General features: G+C 63.0%; 21 protein-coding genes. 10 read left to right on the top strand and 11 right to left on the bottom strand.

Features of this window, described 5'->3' with window-relative positions; genetic code table 11:
* The first annotated feature begins 26 nt into the window (after positions 1-26).
* Genes HZ993_RS14755 through HZ993_RS14745 form a run of 3 tightly spaced genes read left to right on the top strand, consistent with a single transcriptional unit; the run spans position 27 to position 3,905 of the window.
* Positions 27-932: a DUF692 domain-containing protein gene (locus HZ993_RS14755; protein ID WP_209398499.1), complete on the top strand. Its 906-nt coding sequence runs from the start codon at positions 27-29 to the stop codon at positions 930-932.
* Positions 929-1,726 (top strand): putative DNA-binding domain-containing protein, encoded by a 798-nt coding sequence (locus HZ993_RS14750; protein ID WP_209393488.1) that lies wholly within the window; start codon positions 929-931, stop codon positions 1,724-1,726. Before HZ993_RS14755 ends, HZ993_RS14750 begins: the two co-directional genes overlap by 4 nt.
* Positions 1,727-1,766: 40 nt before the next feature.
* The gene (locus HZ993_RS14745) at positions 1,767-3,905 is read left to right on the top strand and encodes a bifunctional diguanylate cyclase/phosphodiesterase (protein WP_209393487.1); all 2,139 of its coding nucleotides are present in this window, start codon (positions 1,767-1,769) and stop codon (positions 3,903-3,905) included.
* Between the two features lie 12 nt (positions 3,906-3,917).
* Here HZ993_RS14745 and HZ993_RS14740 read toward each other — a convergent pair whose 3' ends face one another.
* Together HZ993_RS14740 and HZ993_RS14735 are read right to left on the bottom strand one after the other, a co-directional pair.
* Positions 3,918-4,484 (bottom strand): hypothetical protein, encoded by a 567-nt coding sequence (locus HZ993_RS14740; protein WP_209393486.1) that lies wholly within the window; start codon positions 4,482-4,484, stop codon positions 3,918-3,920.
* Positions 4,485-4,582: 98 nt separating this feature from the next.
* Positions 4,583-6,697 carry an acetyl-CoA hydrolase/transferase C-terminal domain-containing protein gene (locus HZ993_RS14735; RefSeq protein WP_209393485.1) on the bottom strand — a complete coding sequence of 705 codons (2,115 nt, stop codon included), beginning with the start codon at positions 6,695-6,697 and terminating at the stop codon, positions 4,583-4,585.
* Positions 6,698-6,797: 100 nt separating this feature from the next.
* Here HZ993_RS14735 and HZ993_RS14730 point away from each other — a divergent pair, with 100 nt between their 5' ends.
* Positions 6,798-8,906, top strand: a complete 2,109-nt coding sequence (locus HZ993_RS14730) for a dehydrogenase (protein ID WP_209393484.1) — start codon at positions 6,798-6,800, stop codon at positions 8,904-8,906.
* Positions 8,893-10,398, top strand: coding sequence for a wax ester/triacylglycerol synthase family O-acyltransferase (locus tag HZ993_RS14725; RefSeq protein WP_371816933.1), 1,506 nt, complete (start codon positions 8,893-8,895; stop codon positions 10,396-10,398). The genes HZ993_RS14730 and HZ993_RS14725 overlap by 14 nt, the downstream gene beginning before the upstream one ends.
* Before the next feature lie 60 nt (positions 10,399-10,458).
* Here HZ993_RS14725 and HZ993_RS14720 read toward each other — a convergent pair whose 3' ends face one another.
* Both HZ993_RS14720 and gstA read right to left on the bottom strand, forming a co-directional pair.
* A complete protein-coding gene (locus tag HZ993_RS14720; protein ID WP_245213640.1) occupies positions 10,459-11,070 on the bottom strand; it encodes a GNAT family N-acetyltransferase in 612 nt (203 codons plus the stop codon).
* A 23-nt stretch (positions 11,071-11,093) separates the two neighbouring features.
* Positions 11,094-11,702, bottom strand: coding sequence for a glutathione transferase GstA (gstA, locus tag HZ993_RS14715; protein ID WP_209393483.1), 609 nt, complete (start codon positions 11,700-11,702; stop codon positions 11,094-11,096).
* 118 nt (positions 11,703-11,820) lie between these two features.
* Between gstA and HZ993_RS14710 the strand changes: the two genes are divergently transcribed.
* A complete protein-coding gene (locus tag HZ993_RS14710; RefSeq protein ID WP_209393482.1) occupies positions 11,821-12,636 on the top strand; it encodes an ABC transporter substrate-binding protein in 816 nt (271 codons plus the stop codon).
* 3 nt (positions 12,637-12,639) lie between these two features.
* Here the strand turns inward: HZ993_RS14710 and HZ993_RS14705 are convergent, their stop codons facing one another.
* From HZ993_RS14705 to HZ993_RS14690, 4 genes are read right to left on the bottom strand one after another with little or no spacing between them, the layout of a single operon-like run.
* On the bottom strand, positions 12,640-14,259 hold the full coding sequence (locus HZ993_RS14705) for a GMC family oxidoreductase (RefSeq protein WP_209393481.1): 1,620 nt from the start codon (positions 14,257-14,259) through the stop codon (positions 12,640-12,642).
* 35 nt (positions 14,260-14,294) lie between these two features.
* On the bottom strand, positions 14,295-14,801 hold the full coding sequence (locus HZ993_RS14700) for a hypothetical protein (protein ID WP_209393480.1): 507 nt from the start codon (positions 14,799-14,801) through the stop codon (positions 14,295-14,297).
* 26 nt (positions 14,802-14,827) lie between these two features.
* Positions 14,828-16,270, bottom strand: a complete 1,443-nt coding sequence (locus HZ993_RS14695) for a coniferyl aldehyde dehydrogenase (protein WP_209393479.1) — start codon at positions 16,268-16,270, stop codon at positions 14,828-14,830.
* Between the two features lie 47 nt (positions 16,271-16,317).
* A complete protein-coding gene (locus tag HZ993_RS14690; protein WP_209393478.1) occupies positions 16,318-17,073 on the bottom strand; it encodes a class II aldolase/adducin family protein in 756 nt (251 codons plus the stop codon).
* Positions 17,074-17,173: 100 nt separating this feature from the next.
* On the opposite strand from HZ993_RS14690, the gene HZ993_RS14685 reads away from it, so the two are divergent.
* Positions 17,174-17,875: a Crp/Fnr family transcriptional regulator gene (locus HZ993_RS14685; RefSeq protein WP_209393477.1), complete on the top strand. Its 702-nt coding sequence runs from the start codon at positions 17,174-17,176 to the stop codon at positions 17,873-17,875.
* Positions 17,876-17,896: 21 nt separating this feature from the next.
* On the opposite strand, the gene HZ993_RS14680 is transcribed toward HZ993_RS14685, so the two are convergent.
* From HZ993_RS14680 to HZ993_RS14670, 3 genes are all read right to left on the bottom strand, one after another.
* Positions 17,897-18,193 carry a type II toxin-antitoxin system RelE/ParE family toxin gene (locus HZ993_RS14680; protein ID WP_209393476.1) on the bottom strand — a complete coding sequence of 99 codons (297 nt, stop codon included), beginning with the start codon at positions 18,191-18,193 and terminating at the stop codon, positions 17,897-17,899.
* Complete coding sequence (locus HZ993_RS14675; RefSeq protein ID WP_209393475.1) at positions 18,190-18,414, bottom strand: addiction module protein; 225 nt, start codon at positions 18,412-18,414, stop codon at positions 18,190-18,192. The genes HZ993_RS14680 and HZ993_RS14675 overlap by 4 nt, the downstream gene beginning before the upstream one ends.
* Before the next feature lie 124 nt (positions 18,415-18,538).
* Positions 18,539-19,120, bottom strand: coding sequence for an NADPH-dependent FMN reductase (locus HZ993_RS14670; protein WP_209393474.1), 582 nt, complete (start codon positions 19,118-19,120; stop codon positions 18,539-18,541).
* A gap of 396 nt (positions 19,121-19,516) precedes the next feature.
* Here HZ993_RS14670 and mnmG point away from each other — a divergent pair, with 396 nt between their 5' ends.
* From mnmG to HZ993_RS14655, 3 genes are read left to right on the top strand one after another with little or no spacing between them, the layout of a single operon-like run.
* Entirely contained in the window at positions 19,517-21,553 is a 2,037-nt protein-coding gene (gene mnmG, locus HZ993_RS14665; protein ID WP_209393473.1) for a tRNA uridine-5-carboxymethylaminomethyl(34) synthesis enzyme MnmG, read from the top strand.
* A gap of 40 nt (positions 21,554-21,593) precedes the next feature.
* Positions 21,594-22,244: a hypothetical protein gene (locus tag HZ993_RS14660; RefSeq protein ID WP_209393472.1), complete on the top strand. Its 651-nt coding sequence runs from the start codon at positions 21,594-21,596 to the stop codon at positions 22,242-22,244.
* Between the two features lie 42 nt (positions 22,245-22,286).
* A complete protein-coding gene (locus HZ993_RS14655) occupies positions 22,287-22,856 on the top strand; it encodes a DUF4124 domain-containing protein (RefSeq protein ID WP_209393471.1) in 570 nt (189 codons plus the stop codon).

Genomic DNA, 22,856 nt, shown 5'->3' with positions numbered 1-22,856 from the left:
ACATGCCCCGTCCCGCGACACCCGCCATGCGCAGCCCTGTGGGCGGCGTGGCAGGCGCGGACAACGTGGGCATAGGCTGGCGGCACCCCCATTACGCCGAGCTTCTGGAACGCCAGCCCGCGCTGGCTTTTCTGGAAGTGCATTCCGAGAATTTTTTCGCCCCTGGGGGCGCCGCCCTGGCCGTATTGGAGCAGGGCCGGGCCTATTACCCGATCAGCCTGCACGGTGTGGGGCTGTCACTGGGCTCTGCCGTGGGGCTGGATGCCTGGCACCTGGACCAGCTGGCGCGCCTGGTGCAGCGCATAGACCCGGTGCGGGTGAGTGACCATGCGTGTTTTGCGCGGGGTAATTTTCAGGGCCAGGTCGTGCATGCGGCCGACCTGTTGCCCATTCCCTTCACCACCGAAGCCCTGGATGTGTTGTGCACCCATGTAGACCAGGTGCAAGACCGTTTGCAGCGTGTGTTCATGGTGGAAAACCTGTCGGCCTACCTGCGCTGGAACGTGCCCGATGCCGAACGCGTCTGGGCCGAGACCGAATTCCTGACCACCCTGGCAAGGCGCACCGGCTGCCAGCTGCTGGTGGACGTCAACAATATTTATGTCAATGCCCTGAACGCCCGTACGCGTTTTGGCGAAACGGTCGATGCGATACACAGCTGCCGCAGCTGGCTGGACGCCATCCCCGCCGATGTTGTGGGGGAGATCCATCTGGCGGGCCACTGCCATGTGAACGATGCACACGGCGACATCGTGATCGACGACCACGGCAGCCGCGTCTGCGACGCCGTGTGGGACCTGTACCGCCACGCTATCACCCGCTTTGGCCCCGTGCCCACGCTCATCGAATGGGACACCGATGTGCCTGCGCTGGACGTGCTGCTGGACGAAGCCGGACGTGCCCGCACCCACGCCCTGGGAGCCTGCGCATGAGCCGTCTGGCCCAACAGCAGCAGATTCTGCTGGATGCCCTGTTCGCATGGCCTGCTGCAAACGCTATGAAAATAGTAGCTAATGAGTCAATGGATACGGGGGCTAGAGGCCTAAAAGCCTATAAGGCCAATGGCCACGCCCTGGCAGCCAGTGCACTGCAGTCTGCCTACCCTGTCGTGGCGCAACTGGTGGGTGACGAGAGTTTTACCGATTTGGCCCATGCCCTGTGGCATGCCCAGCCGCCAGCACAGGGCGACATCGCCCAGTGGGGCATGGGGCTGTCCGGGTTTCTGGAGAACAGCGCCCAGTTGCAGGACGAACCCTACCTGGCCGATGTGGCCCGGGTCGAATGGGCCCTGCACCAGTGCGCCGGCGTGGCCGACGCCGAAGCGGACCTGGCAACACTGGCCCTGCTGACCACTCAGGCGCCCGAGCAATTGCAGCTGCGCCTGGCCCCGGGCTGCGCGGTGCTGCGCAGCACCTGGCCGGTGGCCAGCATAGTTGGTGCACACCTGGAGGGCAGCCCATCGTTGCAAGAGGCTGGTGCCCAACTGCGCCGTGGGGAGGCGCAAGACACCGTGGTCTGGCGTGCCGGGCTGCGCCCACGTGTGCGCCTGGCACTGGCGGGCGAAGTGGACGCTTTGCAGGTGCTGTTGAACGGTGGATCGTTGGCAGCGGCGCTGGACGCCGCACCCACACTGGACTTTGGCCAGTGGCTGCCGCTGGCCGTACCAAGCGGCCTGGTGCTGGGTGTTGTTGCAGTAGACACCGCCGGTCCAGTGGCGCAGACTTGAGCCTATGGCACCACAACACGCTGACCCCTCATTTGCGCCTGTGACTGAAACCCGTGGCTGGCAGGCCTGGTGGCCGCGGCGCATAGGCTGGCGTCTGGCCCTGGGTTTTGGTGTGCTGGTGGCCTTGATGCTGGTCGCCCTGGCCCAGGCCATTTTCCAGATCCACAACATCACCGGTGTGACCCAGCGTTTTGCCACCGGCGACATGCAGCGCCTGCTGCGGGTGCAGGCCCTGAGCTTGCAGACCGAGGGGGTGGGCAATGCGCTGATCCGCCTGATCAATGCACCGCTGGAAAGCCGGGTCAAGGAGTATGCCGATGTGGACGAACGCAACCGGCGCATCGACGGCATTGTGGAGTCGCTGGCCAGTGATATGCATGACGACGACCAGGCGCAAAACCTGCAGCGCCTGGTGCAGTGGCGTGCGGCCTACGCCGAGGCTTTTATTGCCACCGCCGATGAAATCGAGGCCGGCAACCGCGACGGCGCCCTGCACCTGCTGGACGAGCGGGTCAACCCGGCGCTCAAGTCCATGCTGGTGGAATCCAACGCCCTGCTGTCGCGTGAGCGCCAGCGCATAGAAACGCGGCTGGAAGACGCCCAAATGCTGTTCGACCGCGTGGCCCTCTGGGTGGCGGGCCTGTCTGTATTGGCGGTGGTTCTGGCCGTGTGGCTGGGCGTGCGCACCACCCGCAGCGTGGTCGGCCCGCTGGCCACGCTGGAGCGCGCGGCCAAACGCATCACCAATGGTGACTACACCAGCCCGGTGCCCACCACCCGCACCCAGGAGGTGGACCGCGTGGGCCAGGCGCTGAACACCATGACCGAAGCCGTGGCCCAGCGCGAGCGCGACATCGTGCACCTGGCCTTCCATGACCCGCTGACCGGTTTGCCCAACCGCACAGCCCTGCTCAAACCCGCGGCGGATGCGGGCGCTGCGCCCAACTGCCTGGCCCTGATGGACCTGGCCCGCCTCAAGGCCATCAACGAAACCCTGGGCTACACCACCGGCGACACGCTGATTGTGCAAACCGCCGAGCGAGCCAGCCTGGCCCTGCAACAGGCTGCAGCGGATGGACTGATTGGCCCCAGCCCGGTGGTCGCCCGCCTGTCGGGTGGAACCTTTGCCGCCGCCTTTTGTGCACCCCACCGCGCCGCGGTCGAGGCCCTGCGCGAACGTATTGAAATGGCCATGGGTGCACCCGTGCATTGCAGTGGCCACAGTGTGGATTTGAGCCTGAACTATGGCCTGGCCGATTCGGGTGACCTGTCGCAGGCCGGCGCCAAGGCACTGCCGGTGGACACGTTGCTGCGCAATGCCGAAGTCGCCCTGCACAGCGCCAAACGCGCGGCCATGGGTTTTGCCTGGCACAGCGCTGCGCAAGAGGCCGCACGCCTGGGCCACCTCAGTCTGCTGTCGGATCTGCGCCAGGCCGTGGCCACCTCGCAATTGCAAATGTGGCTGCAACCCAAGTTTTCACTGCTTACCGGCCACGCGGTGGGCACCGAAGCCCTGGTGCGCTGGCAGCACCCCACGCGCGGATTTGTGTCACCGGCCGAGTTTGTGCCCTTTGCCGAACAGGCCGGCTACATCACGATGGTCACAAACTGGATGCTGGAGCAGGCCCTGCGCACCTTGGCCGCATGGGCACCCACCCACCCTGAACTCAGCATCGCCGTTAACGTGAGCACGCGCGACCTGCAACACAAGGGTTTCGCCGAGCGTGTGGCCCGGATGGTCGAGGCCAGTGGTGTGCCCGCCAAACGCCTGCGCCTGGAGATCACCGAGAGCGGCCTGATGGACGACCCCACGCACAGTGTGGCCCTGTTGCATACACTGCGCGAGATCGGCACACCGTTGTCGATCGACGACTTTGGCACCGGGTATTCCTCACTGGCCTACTTGCAAAAACTGCCGGTCAGTGAACTAAAAATAGACCGTAGTTTTATCGACAAGCTGGACCAGTCCCCCGGCACCCAAAAGCTGGTGCGCGCCATGACGGAGATGGGCCATGGGCTGGACCTGATGGTGACCGCCGAAGGTGTGGAGACCGAGGCCGAGCGCGAGACGATTACGCGCTTGGGCGTGGATGTGATGCAAGGCTACCTGGCCAGCCGGCCGCTGTATGGGGAGAAGTTGCAGGCCTGGTTTGATGCGCTGCCTGCGCATACAGGCTGAGCATTTACCGCTTCATTGGGGCGCTGGTAGAGGCACCTCACCGACTTGCAGGTATTGCAGAACGGGTAACAGCAATTCAATATCCGGGGCATGGGTTGCAAGTTTGCTGGCCGATGTCCAGGGGTAGCTCAGCGTGGCCAGCCAGTCAAAAACAGGTTTGAACTGCTGTGGCGGAAGAACCTGCATGACGGCGATGGAGATGCCCAGTTGGGTTGCCAGGCCGCGCGGGTTGTGACCAAAACTCCAGTCGTAGCGGCCACATCCGACGCGGACGTTTCCACTCTTCTTTTCGGACATGCCCACAAGCCAATGGCAGGAAAACTTCGGCGCATGGGTGTAGGGTCGCTTCAGATAGAAAGAATAGACGTTCTCGTAACGCGTGCCGAACTGGCGTACCAGCACGTCGGTGATGGCCTCAAGACCGTGTGACACGGCGGGGAAGGTTATGTTTTCGGTCTGCACCTGCATCCGAAGCACGGCCGTTTCGCTGAAAGCCTCACGCATCAAATGCGGACGGTTCTCGTCCTTGGCATGGAAGTAGTTGCGCAGAACCGTTTTGGGGGCAAGCTTGGAGGTCATAGTTCGGCTGGTCGTCTGTGGGCGCAATCCTATAGAGCGACCCACTCCAAAGCCAATGGATTTTTCTTCGATGCCAGCATCGGATAACTCGATGCCCCTCAAACATTGCCACTGAACAGCCTTCGTATCAACAAATCCTTGAAGCTGTGCGCCTCCGTCAGCCCCAGGCGCTCCAGGTAGGCAGGCGGCGCCTCGCGGCCTTCCCACAGGCTCTTGACAGCCATGGTCAGCAGTTCGGTGGGGTGCTGGCTGGCATGTTTGATCTTTTGCATGGCGCGGACCATGCGTAACTCGTCGTCGGTCAGGTCGGTGCCAAACGGGTAGTCGGGCAACATGCCAGCGGTTAGCCAGGGGTGCAGGGTGTGCTCCAGCGCCTCGGGCAGGTTTTGGCGGTAACACTCGGGCACGGTGTAGCTGGCCTCCAACTTGCCGTTGGCCTTGGCCTGTTCGACCAGCTCGTCCTGGAAGCGGGAGTCGGCAACGGCGATCAGGCGTTTGACCACCTCGCTGTCGGACTGGCCACGCAGCTCGGCCACGCCGTATTCGGTGATGACCACATCGCGCAGATGCCGCGGAATGGTGGTGTGGCCGTAGTTCCACACGATGCTGCTCACCGTGCCGTTTTTGGTCTGGTGCGTGGCACGTAGCATCATCATCAGGCGGGCATCGGGCAGGGCGTGGGACATGGCGACAAAGTTGTACTGCCCGCCCACGCCGCTGACCACCTGGCCGGTGTCCAGTGCGTCGCTCACTGCCGCGCCCAGCAGCGTCACCATCATGGTGGTGTTGATAAAACTGGCCTTGACCCGCTGGGCGCGCTTGAGTGCATCGTCGCCATACAGCTGGTTGATGAAGTCGATGCGGGTCATGTCGATCTTTGCCAGTGCATGCGGTGGGCTGGCGCGCAGGCGCTGGTAGAAGTCGTTGGGCCCCAGGAAGAACCCGCCCGTCATGCAGATGCCGCCTTGCAGACGTGCGCCCAGCATGTGTTCGGTGATGGCCTCCGCACTGGCGGGGTCGTGCAAGTCGTTGGTGCAACTGATGCCATCCAGAGTTAGGGTGTTGTCCAGCAACGCCACGCCCGCCTTGAGCAAGCCAAATGTCTGCAGAAACTGCAGGTCCAGGGCCGTGAGCTTGCGGTGGATACGTCCGACCGCCAGCAGGGCGTGCAGGCTGTCCAGGGTGACGGTGTCCACCGCCACCGTGCCGTTGTTGATGCACTGCTGCAGCACGGCATCGGCAAACACCTCGCGGCGGATGATGCCGGCCTCCATCAGTTTCAGGAAGGCGTTGACAAACATCTCGGAGCAGCCGTAGAGGCCTTGGTCAAAGCGCCCGAGTTCGCGCCCACTGGTGCCATTGGGGCACAGTGATTCCAGCATGCTGCGAAAGGCCTCGCCATGGCGGTCTCGCACGATCAGGGCCTGGCCTATGGCGTCGCCTAGCGAACCAATGCCGATCTGCAGCGTGCCACCGTCGCGCACCAGGCTGGCCGCATGCAAACCAATGGCGTAGTCGGCGGGGCTGACCTTGGCATTGGGTGGCGCAAACACCGCATGGGTGGCGGCGGGGTCGGTCACCAGGACGTCAAAGTAATCACCGGCCACTTCGGCGCCATTGGGCATGAACGGCATGGCCTGGTTGACCACACCCACCGTCAACAGCTGCCCGCCGGATAAGCGCAGGCGCTCCACCACTTCACGGGTCACATCGGGGTTGCTGGAGAGGCTCAGGCGCAGGGTGCCGGCGTCGTGCCGGCTGGCCACCGCCTGTGCCAGCAGGTTGATGCCCTGCACCGCCATGTCGCGTGCGACAAATGTGTAGTTGGTGGAGATGTAGCTTTGCTGCGCGAGGTCATTGCCCAGGTAGTCGCCGGTCTTCAGGAAAAACTCGCGTACGTGGATGTTGGGTGGCAGGTGGCCCGAACGGGAGTCTTTCACATAGTCCAGGTCGGGGTAGTCGGCAAACACCCGCTCCACCAACGGCTCCAGGAAGTGGCGCTCCAGGTCGCTGTGACCCACCGGCTTTTCCAGTGACAGCGCGGTGATGATGGTCAGCTCCCGCGTGGCGCTGTCCTTGATGCGGCGGTACAGCGCATTGACAAAAGGGTTGGGCTTACCCACACCCAGGGGTATGCCCAGCACGATGGGGCCCTGGATGGTGTCCAGCACGTGGTCCACGGCGGCGGCGAGGGAGGTGATGGTGTGTGTCATGGACCGTACTCTGCGCCCATTCCATTGGGTTTGCCTTGATGTGGCTCAAACAGCGGTACGGTGCTTGGCGGTACAACCGAAGCATCGGTCAGGAGCCACGATGAAACACATTGTCAGTATCAGCCTGGGTGCGTCCCACAACAACTTTGACCTACACACCGACTTCATGGGCCAGCCCATGCAGGTGCGCCGGCTGGGTACCGACGGTAGCGCCAGCAAGGCGGTGACCCTGCTGCGCCAATGGGAGTCGCGCGCCGATGTGCTGGGCCTGGGTGTGGCTAGGGATCACTACAGCGTGGCCGGCAAGCAGTATGCCGAGCCCGATAGCGTGGCACTCAAACGCGCGGTCACACGTATACCAGTGACCACCGGTGCACGCCTGCAGGACATTCTGCAAGAGTGGGCGGTGCGCCATGTGCAGACCACTTTGCCTCAGTTTTTCAGCAACGCGCGGGTGTTGTTCTGGTCCGGCAAGGAGCAGTACCGCCTGGCCCTGTGCCTGGCCGAATACACGCACAACCTGCAGTTTGCCGACCCGGTGGTGCAGCACGGTGTGCCCAAGATATTGCAAAGTGTGCACGACCTGGAGCTGTACACACGGGGCGCCCACCTGGTGTCCGGCTGGGTACCCGATGTGGTGACCGACAACACACCGGTGCAGCAGTGGGCCGATTTTGTGCTGCAGTCTGCCTTGCAAGAATCGACCGTGCTGGTGGCCATGCCCCACGAGGTGGACGGCCTCACTGCCCGGGCACTGGCGGGCAAGGTGGTGGTGAGTGTGGGGGTGAATGCGGAACGTGCCGCCAAATGGGGTGCGCTGGGTGTGCACACCATTGTGGATGCAGCCCCCGCCATAGCCGGCCATGTGCTGAGCCCTGCCACGCTGGATGCCATGCTGATAGCGGCCACCGGCCGTGATGGCGATGACCTGGACACCGATGACTACCTGGGCATGCTGACGCAGGAGGGCCTGGAGCCGCGCATCCTCTACCCCAACGGTCCCACGCGGATGAACCGCTTTGCGTTTGTGATCCACCCGCTGTCACAGGAGTATTTCAAGAAGGTCAAGCCGATCGAGTTGTTGTCCCATGTGTCGCCCCCGGTGGTGATGGACACGCTGGAAAAGGCCATGGCCTATGCGCCACCGTTTGTGTACTCCAAGGTCACGGGCATACGTTCACCCACGGGTGCACAGGCCGAGGGCTGGTTGATCTCGGTGGGCGGTACGCCCAAGGAGATCATGGCGCACGACCCCGAATTCACCTACCGCCGGCTGCTGGCCGCTGCCGAGCTGGCCCGCGGACTGGGCGCACAGATCATGGGCCTGGGTGCCTTTACCAAGGTGGTGGGCGACGCCGGTGTGACGGTAGCCAAGCGGGCACCCTTACCCATTACGACCGGCAATAGCTACAGCGCCTCGGGCGCACTGTGGGCGGCGCACGATGCCATGCGCAGGCTGGGGCTGGTGAAGGCACCGGCCAAGGGGAAAAAGGCCGCCTTCAAGGCCATGGTGGTGGGTGCCACGGGGGCCATCGGTTCGGTGTGCGCCCGCTTGCTGGCCACCACGGCCCATGAGGTTTACATGGTCTCGCCGGAGCCAGCCAAGCTGTTGGTCTTGAAGGAATCGATCCTGCGCGAGACACCCGATGCCCGCCTGTTCCTCAGTGCCCGGGCTGACACACACATTGCCGACATGGACATGATCGTGACGGCCACCTCGGGCGCTGGCAAAAAGGTGTTGGACATCATGCGGGTCAAACCCGGCTGTGTGATCACCGATGTGGCCCGCCCGCTGGATCTGCCGCCCACCGAGGTGGCCAAGCGCCCCGATGTGCTGGTGGTGGAGTCAGGCGAAATCCGGTTGCCGGGTGAGGTGCAGATGAAAAACATCGGTTTGCCGCCCAACGTGGCCTATGCTTGCCTGGCAGAAACCATTGTGTTGGCGCTGGACGGGCGGTTTGAAAACTTCACCGTGGGCCGCGAGATTGAATGGGAGCGGGTGCGCGAGATCTACCGCCTGGGGCTCAAACACGGTATGCAACTGGCGGCAGTGTCGGGCGTCAACGGCGTGTTCTCGGATGCTGACATTGCCCAGGTGCGCAAACTGGCGCTCGCGGCCCGCAAGGGCGGCCTACCCAAGCTATCCCGCAAGGCCAGCGCACCCAAGGCGCCACGCAAGACCAAGGGGGCACAACATGGCACGCGTTAAACGGGTAGCCCATCCGGTAGCGGATTGGGAACAAGCACTGGCCATGGTGCCTGAGCAGCGTGTGGTGCCCATGGGCGCGGTGGACACGGCCTGGCTGCGCATGGACAGTGCCGTCAACCGCATGGTGATTGTGGGCGTGTGGGTGCTCAAGCCCGGCATCCACCGCGACGCGCTGTGTGCCCGCGTGCAGGACACCCTGCTGCGCTATCCGCGTTTTATACAGTGCGCCCAGCACGGGCCAGATGGTGGTGTGCGCTGGGAGCCCGATAGCAACTTTGCGCTGGACCACCACATTGTTTCCGAGAGCCTGCCGCGGGCCCGCGCCGGCCAACAGCAGGCCTTGCTGCAGGACCGGGTGGCCGCACTGGCGGTGCAACCGCTCGATGCCCGGCGGCCGCTGTGGCAGTTCCACCTGGTGGAGCGGTATGCCGGAGGCTCCGCGCTGATTGTGCGCATCCACCACTGCATTGCCGATGGTGTGGCCCTGGTGGCGGTGATGCAGTCGCTGGTGGATGGCGGTGTGTTGCCACCACGAAGCCCCCGCCGCTCCCACGGCCACGGTTTGTTGGACCGGGCCGAGGCCTTGCTGGACACCTGGGTCTTTGCTCCCGCAGGGCGGGCCTCCACATTGGCCTGGGGTGCGGCCAGCCTGGGGGCCAAAACATCGTGGGCCTTTGCCCATGCCCCGCGCCGCACGCTGGAGCATGGCTTGCGCAACGTCTGGGCCTCCACCAAATGGGTGCTGCACGGGGTGAGTGATGCCGCGGCCATGGCGTTGATGCCCGACGATTCACATACCCGCCTCAAGGGAACACCCAGTGGTGTGAAACGTGTGGCCTGGTGCCAGCCCCTGCCGCTGGCACGGGTGAAGGCCTTGAGCAAACATATGGACTGCTCAGTCAACGACGTGCTGCTGGGCTGTGTGGCAGGAGCCATCGGCCACTATTTGCACGACAGTGGTGACGATATCCACGGCTTGGAGATCCGGGCCATGGTGCCGGTCAACCTGCGCCCGATCGAGCAGGCCTACCAGTTGGGCAACCAGTTTGGCCTGGCGCCGCTGCTGTTGCCCATTGGTATCCGCAGCCCCGTGGCCCGGGTGCGCGAGGTGCACCGCCGCATGGCAGACCTCAAAGGCAGCCTGCAGCCGCTGATGGCATTTGGGCTGCTGGCCGTGGCCGGTGCGCTGACCCAACCGGTGCAGGACGCGCTGCTGGCGTTGTTCTCGCGCAAGACCACGGCGGTGATGACCAACGTGATTGGCCCCAAGGAGAAGATGCGCTTCTTGGGTGCCACCGTGGAGCAGTCGCTGTTCTGGGTGCCGCAGTCGGGCTCGGTGGGGCTGGGTGTGTCGATACTGAGCTATGGCGGGGGCGTGCAGTTTGGTGTGATTGCCGACGCGGCGTTGTGCCCCGACCCGCAGGCCATCATCGACCAGTTTGCGCCGGAGTTTGAGCGGCTGGTGCGGGCGGTGGGTAAACCTGAGCTGTAAGTCACTATAAATACGATAGCGATATCGTTATATTTCACGGGGGCTATAGGCCAGTTTGGCTTAAGCCTTTTTGACTGGAGCCTGGTGCAGCCGCCATTGCTCGGCTGTGATGCGGTGGAGGATATGGCGCTTGAGCGGCCAGTCGGCGGGTACGCGTGGGTGGTCGAAGTCGGCACTGGCATCACGCACCATGCCGATGCGCTCCATGACGCTGTGTGAGGGCCCGTTGGTGGGGACCGACATGGCCACTACCTGCGGCAGTTCCAGATGCGTGAACGCAAAGTGCAGTGCAGCGGCCGCGCCCTCGGTGGCGTAACCCTGGTGCCCAGGCGGCGGGGCCAGGCGCCAGCCGATTTCCACGGCTGGCATCCACGGCGCTTCATACGCCGGCAGGTTCAGCCCGACAAAACCGGCAAAGGCATGCACACCGGGCACCTCGACCGCCCACATGCCCCAGCCGCGCTGGGTGATGCTGGCGCGGATGCGGTCGGCCTCGCCCTGGGCCTCGCTGCGGGTGTGCACGCTGGGGAAATAACGGCGGACTTCGGGGTCGGCATTCATGGTGGCCCAGGCCTCACTGTCGTTGTCTTTCCACTGGCGCAACAGCAGGCGCGGCGTGCGCAGCTCCACCGGCGCGGCGAAGGTGCGCAGCATCAGGGTTGGTACTTGCATTCGCTGGCTCCTGTTACCGCGGTTTACTTGAGCAGGCCTTCGGCCGTCATCGCGGCCACCACGGCAGGGCGTGCGCCGACGCGGGCGCGGTAGGCCAGCAGGTTGGAATAGGGTGACAGGTCCACCTCCACACGCGGAGCCCAGTTGGTGACGGTGAACAGATACGCATCGGCCACGGTGAAGTGGTCGCCCATCAGGTACTGCTTGCCGGCCAGTTCGCCGTCCACCCATTTCAGGCGGCCCTGTAGTTTGGTGATGAACGTGGCCTTGGTCTCGGCCGGTGTGGTGGGTGCAAACAGGGGCGAGAAGCTGCGGTGCAGTTCGGTGCCGATGAAGGTCAGCCACTCTTGCAGCTTGTAACGCTCGTAGGTGCCGTTGGCGGGGGCCAGGTTTTTGGTGGGCACTTGGTCGGCGATGTATTGCACGATGGCCGGGCCTTCGTGCAGGCTGCGTCCGTCGTCCAGCGTCAGGTAGGGTACGTAGCCCAGGGGGTTGATGGTGTAGTAGTCGGTGCCGTCGGGCAGCTTGTGGGTTTTGGTGGGGGCGGGGATGGCTTCAAACGCCAGGCCGGCTTCGTGCAGGGCGATGTGGGGCGACAGGGAGCAGGCGCCGGGGGAGTAGTACAGCTTCATGGGGGTATCGCTCAGTTGGGTTGGTCAGGGCCGCCCATGCTAAAGGAGTTTGAACTTTCTTGCAGAGACGTGACTTTTGGCACTTGCGAGCCAAACCTCCGAGTCGTATAACCGGGCCATGAAACGAATGGCGACTTTCTTGATCTTGGCGGTGTTGCTGGCCAAAGGCGCGGGGGCGGCCGGTGCGCAGGACTATTGCTCCAAGCCGGTGCGGGTGGCGATGTTTGAGTTTGGCATTTTGTACCGTGGCGGCTCGGGTGAAGGTGTGGACAGCCGCTTGCTCGATGTGTTGAGCCAGCGCAGTGGTTGTGTGTTTGAGCGGGTGGTGATGCCCCGTGCCCGCATTTGGGCCGAGCTGCAGGCCGGCAGCCTGGACATGGCCACGGCAGCTATTCCCACGCCGGAGCGCAAGGCGTTTGCTTACCTCATGCCGTACCTGACGACGCGCAATATCGTGCTGGTGCGCAAGTCGGTTGGGGCAGTGCCCGAATCCATGGCGGCGTTTGAGGGTAGCAACCTGCGGGTGGGTATGGTGCGCGGTTTCAAACACGAGCCTGCATACGACACCTGGCTGGGCCGCTTGGCGACCCAGGGCCGTGTGACGGAGGTGGCCGACGTAGCCGAGCTGTTCAAGTACCTGGAGCGTGGCATGGTGGATGCCGTGGTGAGTCAGCCCATAGTCTTCCGGGAGTACCTGGACGCCGAACGCATCCAGCGCGAAATGGTCCAGCGGGACTGGGCGCCGCCGGAGCAGTTTTCGGTAGGCAGTCTGGTTTTTTCGCGCAAGTCGTTTACGGCCGAGCAGGCGGCGCGCTGGGAAGCGCTGGTGGTGGGCATTCTGAAAGACCAGACCATGCTGAAGATCATGCAGGACTTTATGCCCTTGGACCAGGCACGCGGCATTGTGTACCGCGGCCCGCGCATGCCGGACTGAGGCCTAGACCAGGCTTACCGCTTTGTTGGTCAAGCGTTGGGCCAGGCCTTGGGCCAGGCGGTTCACATTGCCATAGATGGACAACTGGGGGTTGGCGCCGATGCTGGTGGGGAAGAGGGAGCCATCGTGGATGGACAGGTTCTCCAGCTGCCAGTGCACACCGTCCGGTCGGGTGACGCCGCGTTTGTCGTCTGCGGCCAGGCCACAGCCGCCCATGACGTGGGCGCTGCCGATCTTGGTGAGCAGGGGTTTCATGGGCAGGGCGTTGATTGCCGCTTTGGTCTCAAGCCAGGTGGTCGTGCCTTCACCCATTTCGTGGCCGGGGTAAACCGTTTTGGCGCCGGCTTCAAACTGGATCTCTGCCATGGCCAGCATGGAGCGGCGGGCGCCCTCCAGCACATAGTCGGTCAGCGGGTAGTCCAGCAGGGGTGCGCCGCTGCTGCGCAGCTCCACCTTGCCGCCCACGGCCTGGTCGTGGAACCCGTCGCGCATCAGCGCCAGCATGACGTTGGCATTGGGGTACTGGCGGAACAGCTGGGCCTGCTTTTCGCCAAAGCCGGGCAGGTTGGCGCCAAAGAAGACGGGGTGCAGCGGCGCCACCTCCAGCTTGAAGCCGATGGGGCCGTCAATGGCCTGGGTGTTGAGGTAGTGGTCGGAGTAGATGGACTGGGGCGCGCCGTCCCACGCCTTCACGGCGTTGGCCATGATGGCGGTGGTGATGGCCACCGGGTGCAAAAAGGTGCGGGTGCCCAGCTGTTTGTGCGGGTCTGGCGCCTTGGAGCGCAGCAGCAGTGCGGGGGAGTTGATGGAGCCACCTGCCAGCACATAGTGTTTTGCTACGATTTGTGTAGCTACACCATTAGCATTGACGGGGGCTGCATTGGGTTTTACCGCTATACAACTCAGGCCCTGGACACGTCCGTTGCTGATGTCAAACTTCTCGGCCCGTGTTTCCACCAACAGGGTGGCACCGCCATCGAGTGCAAACGGGATGGTGGTCACCAGCATGGACTGTTTGGCATTGACCGGGCAGCCCATGCCACAGGAGCCCAGGTTGTAGCAACCCTTGACGTTGCGCGGAATGACTTCGGCCTTGATGCCCAGCTTGGCCGCGCCGCGGCGCAGCAGCTCGTTGTTTTCGTTGGGGTCGGTCTGCCAGGGGGCGATGTTGAGGCGTTCTTCGGCCTGCTTGAAATACGGCGCCAGGGCCTCGGGGGTGTAGTCGGTCAGGCCGAATTTTTCTTGCCAATATTTCAGTGTGGCCGGTGGCGTGCGAAACGAGCTGGTCCAGTTGACGGTGGTGGTGCCACCTACGCTGCGGCCCTGCAGGATGGTGATGCCCTTGTCCTTGGTCTGGCGGCCCGCGGCCTCCTGGTAGAGCGAGGCATAGGCTTCGGGCTCACGCTGCTTGAAGTCTTTGCTGCTCTTGAGCTGGCCTTCTTCAATGATGACGACCTTGAGGCCGGCTTTGGTCAACAGTTCTGCGGTGATGCCGGCGCCCGCGCCTGAGCCGATGATGGCCACGTCGCAGGTGATGCTGGCGGGTAGTGCGCCGTGCGCACCGCCCAATACTTTCCATCCGCGGGCGAGTCCCTCTTGGATGGGGTCCGGTAAGCTGCTCATAAAGTTTTTTTCCGTTCCAACGAAGGGGATAGGGTTCAAATGGCGCGAGGGCCGGGGTAGCCCAGCACGGCCCAGGATTCCTGGCCGGAAAAATACGAGGCGCTCACAATGTCGTGCAGCCCCTGGTAGGCCTGCACCCGCAGCGATACGCTGGAGACACGCATGGTCTGGAAGGCGGTGGCGATCTCACCCACGCTGGCCTCGTGCCAGTCTGGCGACAGGCCCACCACGCCGCGCCGTCCGGCCGCGGTGTTGAGCAAGCCCAGCAGCTGTGACAGCTCGGCCTGCACATGCTCTGGTGTGCCGGCGATAAAGGCTTCAATGCGGTCCAGCAGCGAGTTGATGGCGATCTGCTTGGGACCTTCGTCGGTGGGTAGGGTGCCTGCCAGAATGGTCTCGCCCGCGCGGGCAAAAATCAGCCGTGCGCCTTCGCTCAGCTTGCCGTTTTGTAGGCCCGGCTGCATCAGCGCGACGGCGCCGCCGGCTACAGCCAGTACGACGGCTGAGGCAAGGCCCAGTTTGAGAAGTGTTCTTCGTTGCAAGTGGGGAGGTCCGTAATTGCTCATGATTACTTTGTCAAAAAATCGAGGTACTTGGTGGCGAACTTGCCGTACGGTGGGTACAGAAATTTGATCGCGCTGAACGGTGCCTGGTAGAACACCGGGCGCATCTTGGAGAAGGTCACAAAACCTTCGTAGCCGTGGTAGTGGCCCATGCCGCTGTCACCCACACCACCAAAGGGCATGTCGTGCTGCGCGGTGTGCAGGATGCCGTCGTTCACGGTGACACCACCCGACATCACGTGGGTGATCAGGTGCTGAATTTTTTTCTTGTGGTTGCTGAAGGGGTACAGCGCCAGTGGCCGTGGGCCGCTGTTGATGGTGTTGATGACGGCATCCATATCGGTGTAACCAATGACGGGTAGCACCGGGCCAAAGATTTCGCGCGTGCGCAGCGCACAGTCGGCGGGTGCGTTGAGCACCACGTGGGGTGCGATCTTGCGTGTCTTTTTGTCCCAGGGCTTGCCGGGTATCAGCTGCACCAGCGTGGCGCCGCGTTCCTTGGCCTCGGTCAAGGCTTCGGTGATGCGGTTGAAGGACCGGTCGTCGATGATGGAGGTGTAGTCGGGCGTGTCCAGCGTGGGGTAACGCCCGCTGATGATGGTCTTGGCCATGTCTACAAAGGCGTCCACCTTGGCCTGCGGCACATACAAATGGTCAACCGTGGTGCAGACCTGGCCGGCGTTGAAACACTTGCCGAACAGCAGGCGCTGGGCCGCGGTGCGCAGCGGGAAATCATCGAGCACGATGCCGGGTGATTTGCCACCCAGCTCCAGTGTCACTGGGCACAGGTTGGCGGCGGCTGCGGCCATGACCGAGCGGCCGGTCTGGCCCGAGCCAGTGAAGATCAGGTGGTCGAACTTGAGCTTGGAAAACTCCACACCCACACCACCGGTCTCGTCAAAAAAGGCCAGCTTGTCGCGCGGAAAGTAGTCGGGTATTTTTCCATTAGCAGGCGCTGTGATGTGGCGCGAGTTCTCCGACATCTTGACCATGGAACGGTTGCCCGCGGCAAAGGTGCAGATCAGTCCGTTGAAGCTCGTCCAGATGGGGAAGTTCCACGGAATGATGGCACCCACCACACCCAGCGGCTGGGGGATGACGCGGTTGGAGGCGCCTATGAAATTCTTGATGTCGATGTGGCGGCTCTGCGGCTTCATCCACTCCTTGAGGTGTTTGAGCGTGTGGCCTACGCCATCGATGATGCTGAAGATTTCGGCAAACAGGGACTCATGGCGCGAGCGGTTGCCGTAGTCTTTGCTGATGGCTTCCACAATGGCGTCGCGGTTGTCGACCACAAAGGCCTTGAGCTTGAGCAGGTCGGCCTTGCGCTCGGCAAAGGTCGGGTTGGGGTGGGCCAGGTAGGCGGCGCGCTGGAGTGCGAGGGTGTCTTCCAATTCGATGCGGATGGTATCGATGGGGGTAACGGCGTGCAGAGAACGTGCGGGCATGGGGTGGGCTCTTATAGAAACAGAGAGAACAAATTTGGTTGGGGTTATCAGGTCTTGTAGCTGGGGTCCAGGCGGTCGGCCTTGCGCAGCAGGGCGGGCCAGGCAAAGGCACCGCCCATGCCGCCGGTCTGTACACGCATGGCCTCGGCCACACCTTTGACAATGAGCGGGTTCACCTGGGTCAGTTCGCCGCCGGCTTGGGCGCTGATCTGGATCTGGCAGGTGGATTCAAATGTGTACATGGACAAAAAGGCGTCGGCAATGGTCTTGCCCACCGTCAGCAGGCCGTGGTTGCGCAGCATCAAAAAGTTGGCATTGCCCAGGTCGGCCTGCAGGCGTGGCTTTTCCTCGTCGCGGAAGGCCACACCTTCGTAGTCGTGGTAGGCCAGTGAGCCCAGCACAAAGGTGGACTGCTGGCTGATGGGCAACACGCCGCCTTTTTGCGCGCTGACGGCGACGCCCGCACGGGTGTGGGTGTGCATGACACAACCCGCGTCCTCGCGCACTTCGTGCACGGCGCTGTGGATCACAAAACCGGCCGGGTTGACGGGGAAGGGCGAGTCGATCAGCTTGTTGCACTGCTGGTCCACCTTGACCAGGCTGCTGGCAGTGATCTCGTCGAACATCAGCCCATAGGGGTTGATCAAAAAGTGGTGCTCGGGGCCGGGGATGCGGGCGCTGATGTGGGTGAACACCAGGTCGCTCCACCCATAGGCGGCCACCAGGCGGTAACAGGCCGCCAGGTCCACACGCAGCTGCCATTCTTCAGGGCTGACCTGGTTTTGGAGCGAAGGAATGTGCATGGGCATGGCCTTGGGGAGTTCGGACGTTCACCTTAACCGCCTGCAAGCTGTAAGACTGTTAAAAATCTTACAATTTAGGGTAATCACCGGGAAGAAATGGATGGCCGACTCAAAAGCCGATTTACTGCTGGGAACTTTGTCAACCAACCCCTGGTTTGGTGCGCTGCCGCTGACCGAACGCAAGGCCATGCTGGCCGCGGCGGGCGACGCGGTGCCGGTGCGTGCGGGGGAAATGCTCTACCGCAAGGGGGATGCCACAGGTGGCTTCTATTGCGTGGTGCAGGGCGCCGTCAAGATATCGACTCTTGGCGAAGACGGGCGCGAAGGCATTCTGTCAGTGATCGAGGCTGGCAATTGGTTTGGCGAAGCCACCTTGATTGACGGGCTGCCGCGGCCCCACGACGCCACGGCCGTGTTGGCCAGCACTGTGCTTGTGATCCAGCCCCAGGCCTTCAAACGCCTGATGCAGCGCAGCGCCTTTGCCCGCGCCATGGCGGTGCTGATGTGTGGCCGGGTGCGCGTGTTGTATGGCTTGGTGGAAGACGCCATGCTGCGCTCCACCCGCACGCGTATCGCACGGCGTTTGTTGACCCTGGCCCGTGGGGATGCAACCCAGGCCAGCGATGCGCGGGCCAGCGTGGCCGTGTCGCAGGAGGCGCTGGCGATGATGTTGGGGATTACGCGGCAGACACTTTCAAAAGAGTTGAAGGTGTTGGTGCGGGATGGGGTGCTGGGGCTGGGTTATGGGCGGATTGAGATTCTGTTGATGGGGGAATTGGAGGTTAGGGGGGCGTTGGCTTAAGGGCTTTCTTAGCTGCAGGGCTCAAACGCGGTCATTCCAATAGCCAGGTTCACGGCTCTGGTGTGCGATGGCGAAGATTTGGGGACCGTTCACGCGGTCTTCTTCATACACCACCGTATAGGGAAAGCGATCAAAGTGATAAATGCGCAGGCCATCTTCACCGTGTGGGCCACGCTGTTGATTCTCGATTAGGAGATCTAGCACGCGTTCATACTCTGCGAGAAACGCCAACGCAATCATGCTGTTGGCGTGGGTGGCGTAGTACACAGCTGCGTCGCCGAGTTCAGTCTCGGCGTCGGGGTGTATGGAGTAGCTCACGCAATCCGTGCTCTGACACGGGCCAAAGCTTCGTCACCAGGAACCATCGCTACTTTGCCACTGCGCACTTCTTCTCGCCGATCCAAGGCCAGATTCATCCAGGCCTTTTGCGCGTTCGACTTCGGCTCGAAGCTGGCGATGAGCAACTGAAGTATTCGGGCGCGTTCTTCGGCAGGGAGTTCAAGGACTTCTGCTGCAAGGTCGTGGGCGGGGGTGGTCATGGTGCCTCCTTGTTGGTGCCTAGGTGTGAGCATGCCATATCTTCGGGAAATGCAGTGGCCGTCCTTGTTGTCTCGTGCACTGCGGAGCCGTTGAAGACTCCCCGCTGTGGGTAACGGGCTTTGCTCAGCCCGCCAACCGCTCAGCCGCCCACAAAACCTGCTTCACCACCGCCAGCACGTTGTCTCGCTGCGCTGGCAATTTCAGTTCCCCACTCTCATCAAATGCATCCCCTGCCCGGCCCAGGGCAAACTGCTTGGGCGCGATCCAGCATTGGGCATTAGCCATCAGCGGGTTCAGATGGCTCAGCGAACGCAGGCCGCCCAGGGCGCCAGGGGATGCGCTCATCAGGCCGACGATCTTGCCGCGCATGGAGCGGTCGCCGTCGGACCAGACGGGGTCGCCTTTGACGGGGCTGCTGATCCAGTCGATCGTGTTTTTCAGCAGGCCGGTGTAGGAGCCGTTGTATTCGGGGGAGCAGATGATCCAGGCGGGGTGGTCGTACGCGATGGCCTTGAGGCGCATCACGTCGGCCGGTGTACCGCGTGCTTCCAGGTCGGCGTTGTACAGCGGTACATCAAAGTCGCTCAGCTCGATGTGGGTGACGTCTGCACCTTCGGCCCGTGCCAGGGTGGCGGCGGCATTTGCGAGGCGGCGGTTGAACGAGAGTTGGCGGGTGCTGCCCGCGAAGATGAGGAGTTTGGTCATAGGGATATTGTCACCATTTCAGGTGTGTGTGGGGTCTAGTTCTCTCGCCCGCGTCAGGCAAGGCGCGCGTGTTTTGCTCCGTGTCCCCCGGCCTTCGGCCTCCTCCTTTTACCTGCGCAAAACACGCGCGCCTTGCCTGACGCTGGAGTTTGTTTGTGCTCTGCCAACACCGCAACGCAAGATCTGTTGGGCTGTGCGTTTTGCGGAGGTAAAGGAGGAGGCCTTGCTTGCAAGGCCGGGGGACACGCAGCAAAACGTGCAGCCCAACAGATCCACCCAGCCAGCCCAGTCAGGTGGAATTCTCTCCACGTGCCAAAAAACCGTGCAACCGGTAAAATCGAGGGCTACCCACACCGGGCGCACGCCAACTAGCCTTGCGCCCACACACTGAACACCATGCTTTACCCACAAGATTTCGACGTCATCGTCGTTGGCGGCGGCCATGCCGGAACCGAGGCTGCACTCGCGGCTGCCCGCATGGGCAGCAAGACGCTGCTGCTCAGCCACAACATCGAAACGCTGGGGCAGATGAGCTGCAACCCGTCCATCGGTGGCATTGGCAAGGGCCATCTGGTCAAGGAAGTGGACGCGCTGGGCGGCGCAATGGCGCTGGCTACAGATGAGGGCGGCATCCAGTTCCGCATTCTCAATTCCAGCAAAGGCCCGGCCGTGCGTGCCACCCGTGCCCAAGCTGATCGGGTGCTGTACAAGGCGGCCATTCGCCGCATGCTGGAGAACCAGCCCAACCTGTGGCTGTTCCAGCAGGCGGTGGACGACCTGATGATTGAAGGCGACCGCGTGGTGGGCGCGGTGACCCAGGTGGGTATCCAGTTCCGCAGCAAGACTGTAGTGCTGACAGCGGGCACGTTCCTGGACGGCAAGATCCACGTGGGGCTGAACAACTACGCCGCCGGCCGGGCAGGGGACCCGCCTGCCGTGTCCTTGTCTGCACGGCTGAAGGAATTGAAGCTGCCCCAAGGACGCCTGAAAACCGGCACACCACCACGGCTGGATGGCCGCACGATCGACTTCAGCAAGTGCATCGAACAACCCGGCGACGGCGTGGCAGGTGGCATGAGCCCGGTGATGCCGGTCTTCAGCTTCATGGGCCGGCTGGACATGCACCCGCAACAAATGCCGTGCTGGATCACCCACACCAACGAGCGCACGCACGACATCATCCGCAGCGGCTTTGACCGCAGCCCCATGTTCACCGGCAAGATCGAAGGCGTGGGCCCGCGCTACTGCCCGAGTGTGGAAGACAAAATCAACCGCTTTGCCGACAAAGACAGCCACCAGATTTTCCTGGAGCCCGAAGGCCTGACGACCAACGAGTACTACCCCAACGGCATCAGCACCAGCCTGCCGTTTGACGTGCAGTACGACCTGGTGCGCAGCATGGCCGGCTTGGAGAACGTGCACATCCTGCGGCCCGGCTACGCGATTGAATACGACTACTTTGACCCGCGCTCGCTGAAGAACAGCTTTGAGACGCGCCAGATCAACGGCCTGTTTTTTGCCGGTCAAATCAACGGCACGACCGGGTATGAAGAGGCGGCGGCGCAAGGATTGTTCGCTGGCGTCAATGCCGCGCTGCAAGCCGGTGCCCCAGCTGCCCAGTCTGCGGCGTGGGGCCAGGACACCTGGGTGCCCGGCCGTAACGAGGCCTACCTGGGTGTGCTGGTCGACGACCTGATCACCAAGGGCGTGACCGAGCCTTACCGCATGTTTACCAGCCGCGCCGAGTTCCGCCTGCAGCTGCGCGAGGACAATGCCGACGCCCGCCTGACTGAGACCGGCCGCAAGCTGGGTCTGGTGGACGACGCACGCTGGGATGCCTTCTGCCGCAAGCGCGATGCTGTTTCACGTGAAACAGAACGTCTGCGCAGCATCTGGGTCAGCCCCAAGAATTTGGCGGCCAGCGAATCTGAGCGGGTGCTGGGTAAATCCATTGAGCATGAATACAACCTGGCAGACTTGTTGCGGCGCCCGAACATCGGCTACGCGGCGCTGATGTCGCTGGACGAAGGGCGTTATGCGAACCGGGATCTGCCGACGGTTGCCCCAGATGTTCCACGTGAAACAGCGGAAGGTTCTGAGGCTGCCGCGGCGGTCTTGGCCCAGGATGTATTCGTAGCCGCCGTCATCGAGCAGGTGGAGATTGCCGCCAAGTACTCCGGCTACATCGACCGCCAGAACGACGAGGTGGAGCGCGCCGCCCACTACGAGAACCTGCGCCTGCCCGCCGAGCTGGACTATATGCAGGTGACGGCGCTGAGCATCGAAGCCCGCCAGCGTCTGAACAAGCAGCGCCCCGAAACCCTGGGCCAGGCATCGCGCATGTCGGGCATCACGCCGGCGACCATTTCTCTGTTGCTGATCCATTTGAAGAAGGGCAACTTCCGCGGCTTCGCCGAAAAAGTGGCCGCGTAAACTTAGCCCTTTTTATCTGAGCAGCCGGGGAGGGCAGCGCATGCAGCGAGCAGTCGTTTTGGTGGGGGTGCTGGTGGGCATCCTGGTGATTCCGCTGATGTTCAGCAAATGCTCTGGCCCCAAGCCGCCGCCTGCCATCAAGGTCGCCCCGTCGGGCGCGCCATTGACCCCGCCCCCCGAGCCACCCAGCAACAAACCCATTGGTTACGGTCTGACCTTTGGCCTGCAGCCACTGGAAGACAAAGATCCCAAAGATGTGGCCAATATGGTCTGCGACGCAGGTGACTCCACGCTGGACCGCGCCTACAAAGGCGCCTGCAACCCCAATGTGGGCGACACCAGCTGCCGCATCGTGCTGCCGGTCTTGTGTATCCGCAAGGGTGATCTGCCCCGACCCGGTGGCTTGAGCGGCAGTGGCTGGAGTCGTGGCGAGCTGGGAGCCACCCAGGCGGTGATGGGTGCAACCCTGCAATCTGAGCTGCAGGCCTCGGTGATGTGTGAACGCGAACTGGGCTCGGGCTGGCGCATGGCCGCCTTTGGCGACGGTGGCAACCACCCGGACGATGAACATTACGACCACCAGGCGCGGGGCGATGTGTGGGCCCTGCAGGGAAAAATGGGCCCCGGCATTGGTGGCTTTGGCCGCTACTGGGTGCACTCCACGGGTAAACCGGCCAACTGCTGGGATTGATTGATTTCTACGATGTACCCACTTTTCCCACCACGACTGCGGATGACCCTGGTCGCTCTGCTGGTGTCGTCCGCGGCCATGGCTGCCGGGGCCGCGGGTGTCTACAAATGCACCCAGGCCGATGGCCGGGTGGTCTTCAGCGACCATGCCTGCCCCAACGACCAAACCGGCGGTGCCATAAAAGGCGCAGGCACTGGTGCACAGGCCGCAGCGGCTGGCAACACACCCGCCACGGGTGGGCCGACCACATCGGTCGAAGCCGTGCGGCAAAAGGCCGCGCGGGACCGGGTGCACCAAAACCTGACGCCCGAATGCCGCACCCTGGGCGACCGCGCGTCGCGGGTGTTGCAGAGTGATTCCAATACGTCCATGGACGAGGTCAAACGGGCGGTCAGTGAATTTGAAGGTAAGTGTGCCGACCAGGTGGTGGATGCCACCCGCAAGGAAAACGCCCGCGGGGCCAGTGGCAAAAATGCGCCGCTGGACGCAGCGTCTTGCCAGAAGCTACGCCAGACTCTGGACGCTGACCGTGCCCGCCTGGGCCGTATGACCGATAAAGAAAAAATGGCCTTTGCTGCCCAACAAAACGAGGTTTCCATTGCCTGCCGCTAA

The organism is Rhodoferax sp. AJA081-3 (assembly GCF_017798165.1).
Taxonomy (GTDB): Bacteria; Pseudomonadota; Gammaproteobacteria; order Burkholderiales; family Burkholderiaceae_C; genus Allorhodoferax.
This window is presented reverse-complemented; position numbering and strand designations above follow the sequence as displayed.

Bases quoted from the DNA above. Each gene is read 5' to 3' on its own strand.
- HZ993_RS14705 (WP_209393481.1), bottom strand. From the start codon at position 14,259: ATGAGCAGCTTACCGGACCCCATCCAAGAGGGACTCGCCCGCGGATGG.
- HZ993_RS14695 (WP_209393479.1), bottom strand. From the start codon at position 16,270: ATGCCCGCACGTTCTCTGCACGCCGTTACCCCCATCGATACCATCCGC.
- HZ993_RS14720 (WP_245213640.1), bottom strand. From the start codon at position 11,070: ATGCAAGTACCAACCCTGATGCTGCGCACCTTCGCCGCGCCGGTGGAG.
- HZ993_RS14670 (WP_209393474.1), bottom strand. From the start codon at position 19,120: ATGACCAAACTCCTCATCTTCGCGGGCAGCACCCGCCAACTCTCGTTC.
- HZ993_RS14740 (WP_209393486.1), bottom strand. From the start codon at position 4,484: ATGACCTCCAAGCTTGCCCCCAAAACGGTTCTGCGCAACTACTTCCAT.
- HZ993_RS14690 (WP_209393478.1), bottom strand. From the start codon at position 17,073: ATGCACATTCCTTCGCTCCAAAACCAGGTCAGCCCTGAAGAATGGCAG.
- HZ993_RS14655 (WP_209393471.1), top strand. From the start codon at position 22,287: ATGACCCTGGTCGCTCTGCTGGTGTCGTCCGCGGCCATGGCTGCCGGG.
- HZ993_RS14710 (WP_209393482.1), top strand. From the start codon at position 11,821: ATGAAACGAATGGCGACTTTCTTGATCTTGGCGGTGTTGCTGGCCAAA.
- gstA (WP_209393483.1), bottom strand. From the start codon at position 11,702: ATGAAGCTGTACTACTCCCCCGGCGCCTGCTCCCTGTCGCCCCACATC.
- HZ993_RS14685 (WP_209393477.1), top strand. From the start codon at position 17,174: ATGGCCGACTCAAAAGCCGATTTACTGCTGGGAACTTTGTCAACCAAC.
- HZ993_RS14750 (WP_209393488.1), top strand. From the start codon at position 929: ATGAGCCGTCTGGCCCAACAGCAGCAGATTCTGCTGGATGCCCTGTTC.
- mnmG (WP_209393473.1), top strand. From the start codon at position 19,517: ATGCTTTACCCACAAGATTTCGACGTCATCGTCGTTGGCGGCGGCCAT.
- HZ993_RS14660 (WP_209393472.1), top strand. From the start codon at position 21,594: ATGCAGCGAGCAGTCGTTTTGGTGGGGGTGCTGGTGGGCATCCTGGTG.
- HZ993_RS14725 (WP_371816933.1), top strand. From the start codon at position 8,893: ATGGCACGCGTTAAACGGGTAGCCCATCCGGTAGCGGATTGGGAACAA.
- HZ993_RS14735 (WP_209393485.1), bottom strand. From the start codon at position 6,697: ATGACACACACCATCACCTCCCTCGCCGCCGCCGTGGACCACGTGCTG.
- HZ993_RS14755 (WP_209398499.1), top strand. From the start codon at position 27: ATGCGCAGCCCTGTGGGCGGCGTGGCAGGCGCGGACAACGTGGGCATA.
- HZ993_RS14730 (WP_209393484.1), top strand. From the start codon at position 6,798: ATGAAACACATTGTCAGTATCAGCCTGGGTGCGTCCCACAACAACTTT.
- HZ993_RS14675 (WP_209393475.1), bottom strand. From the start codon at position 18,414: ATGACCACCCCCGCCCACGACCTTGCAGCAGAAGTCCTTGAACTCCCT.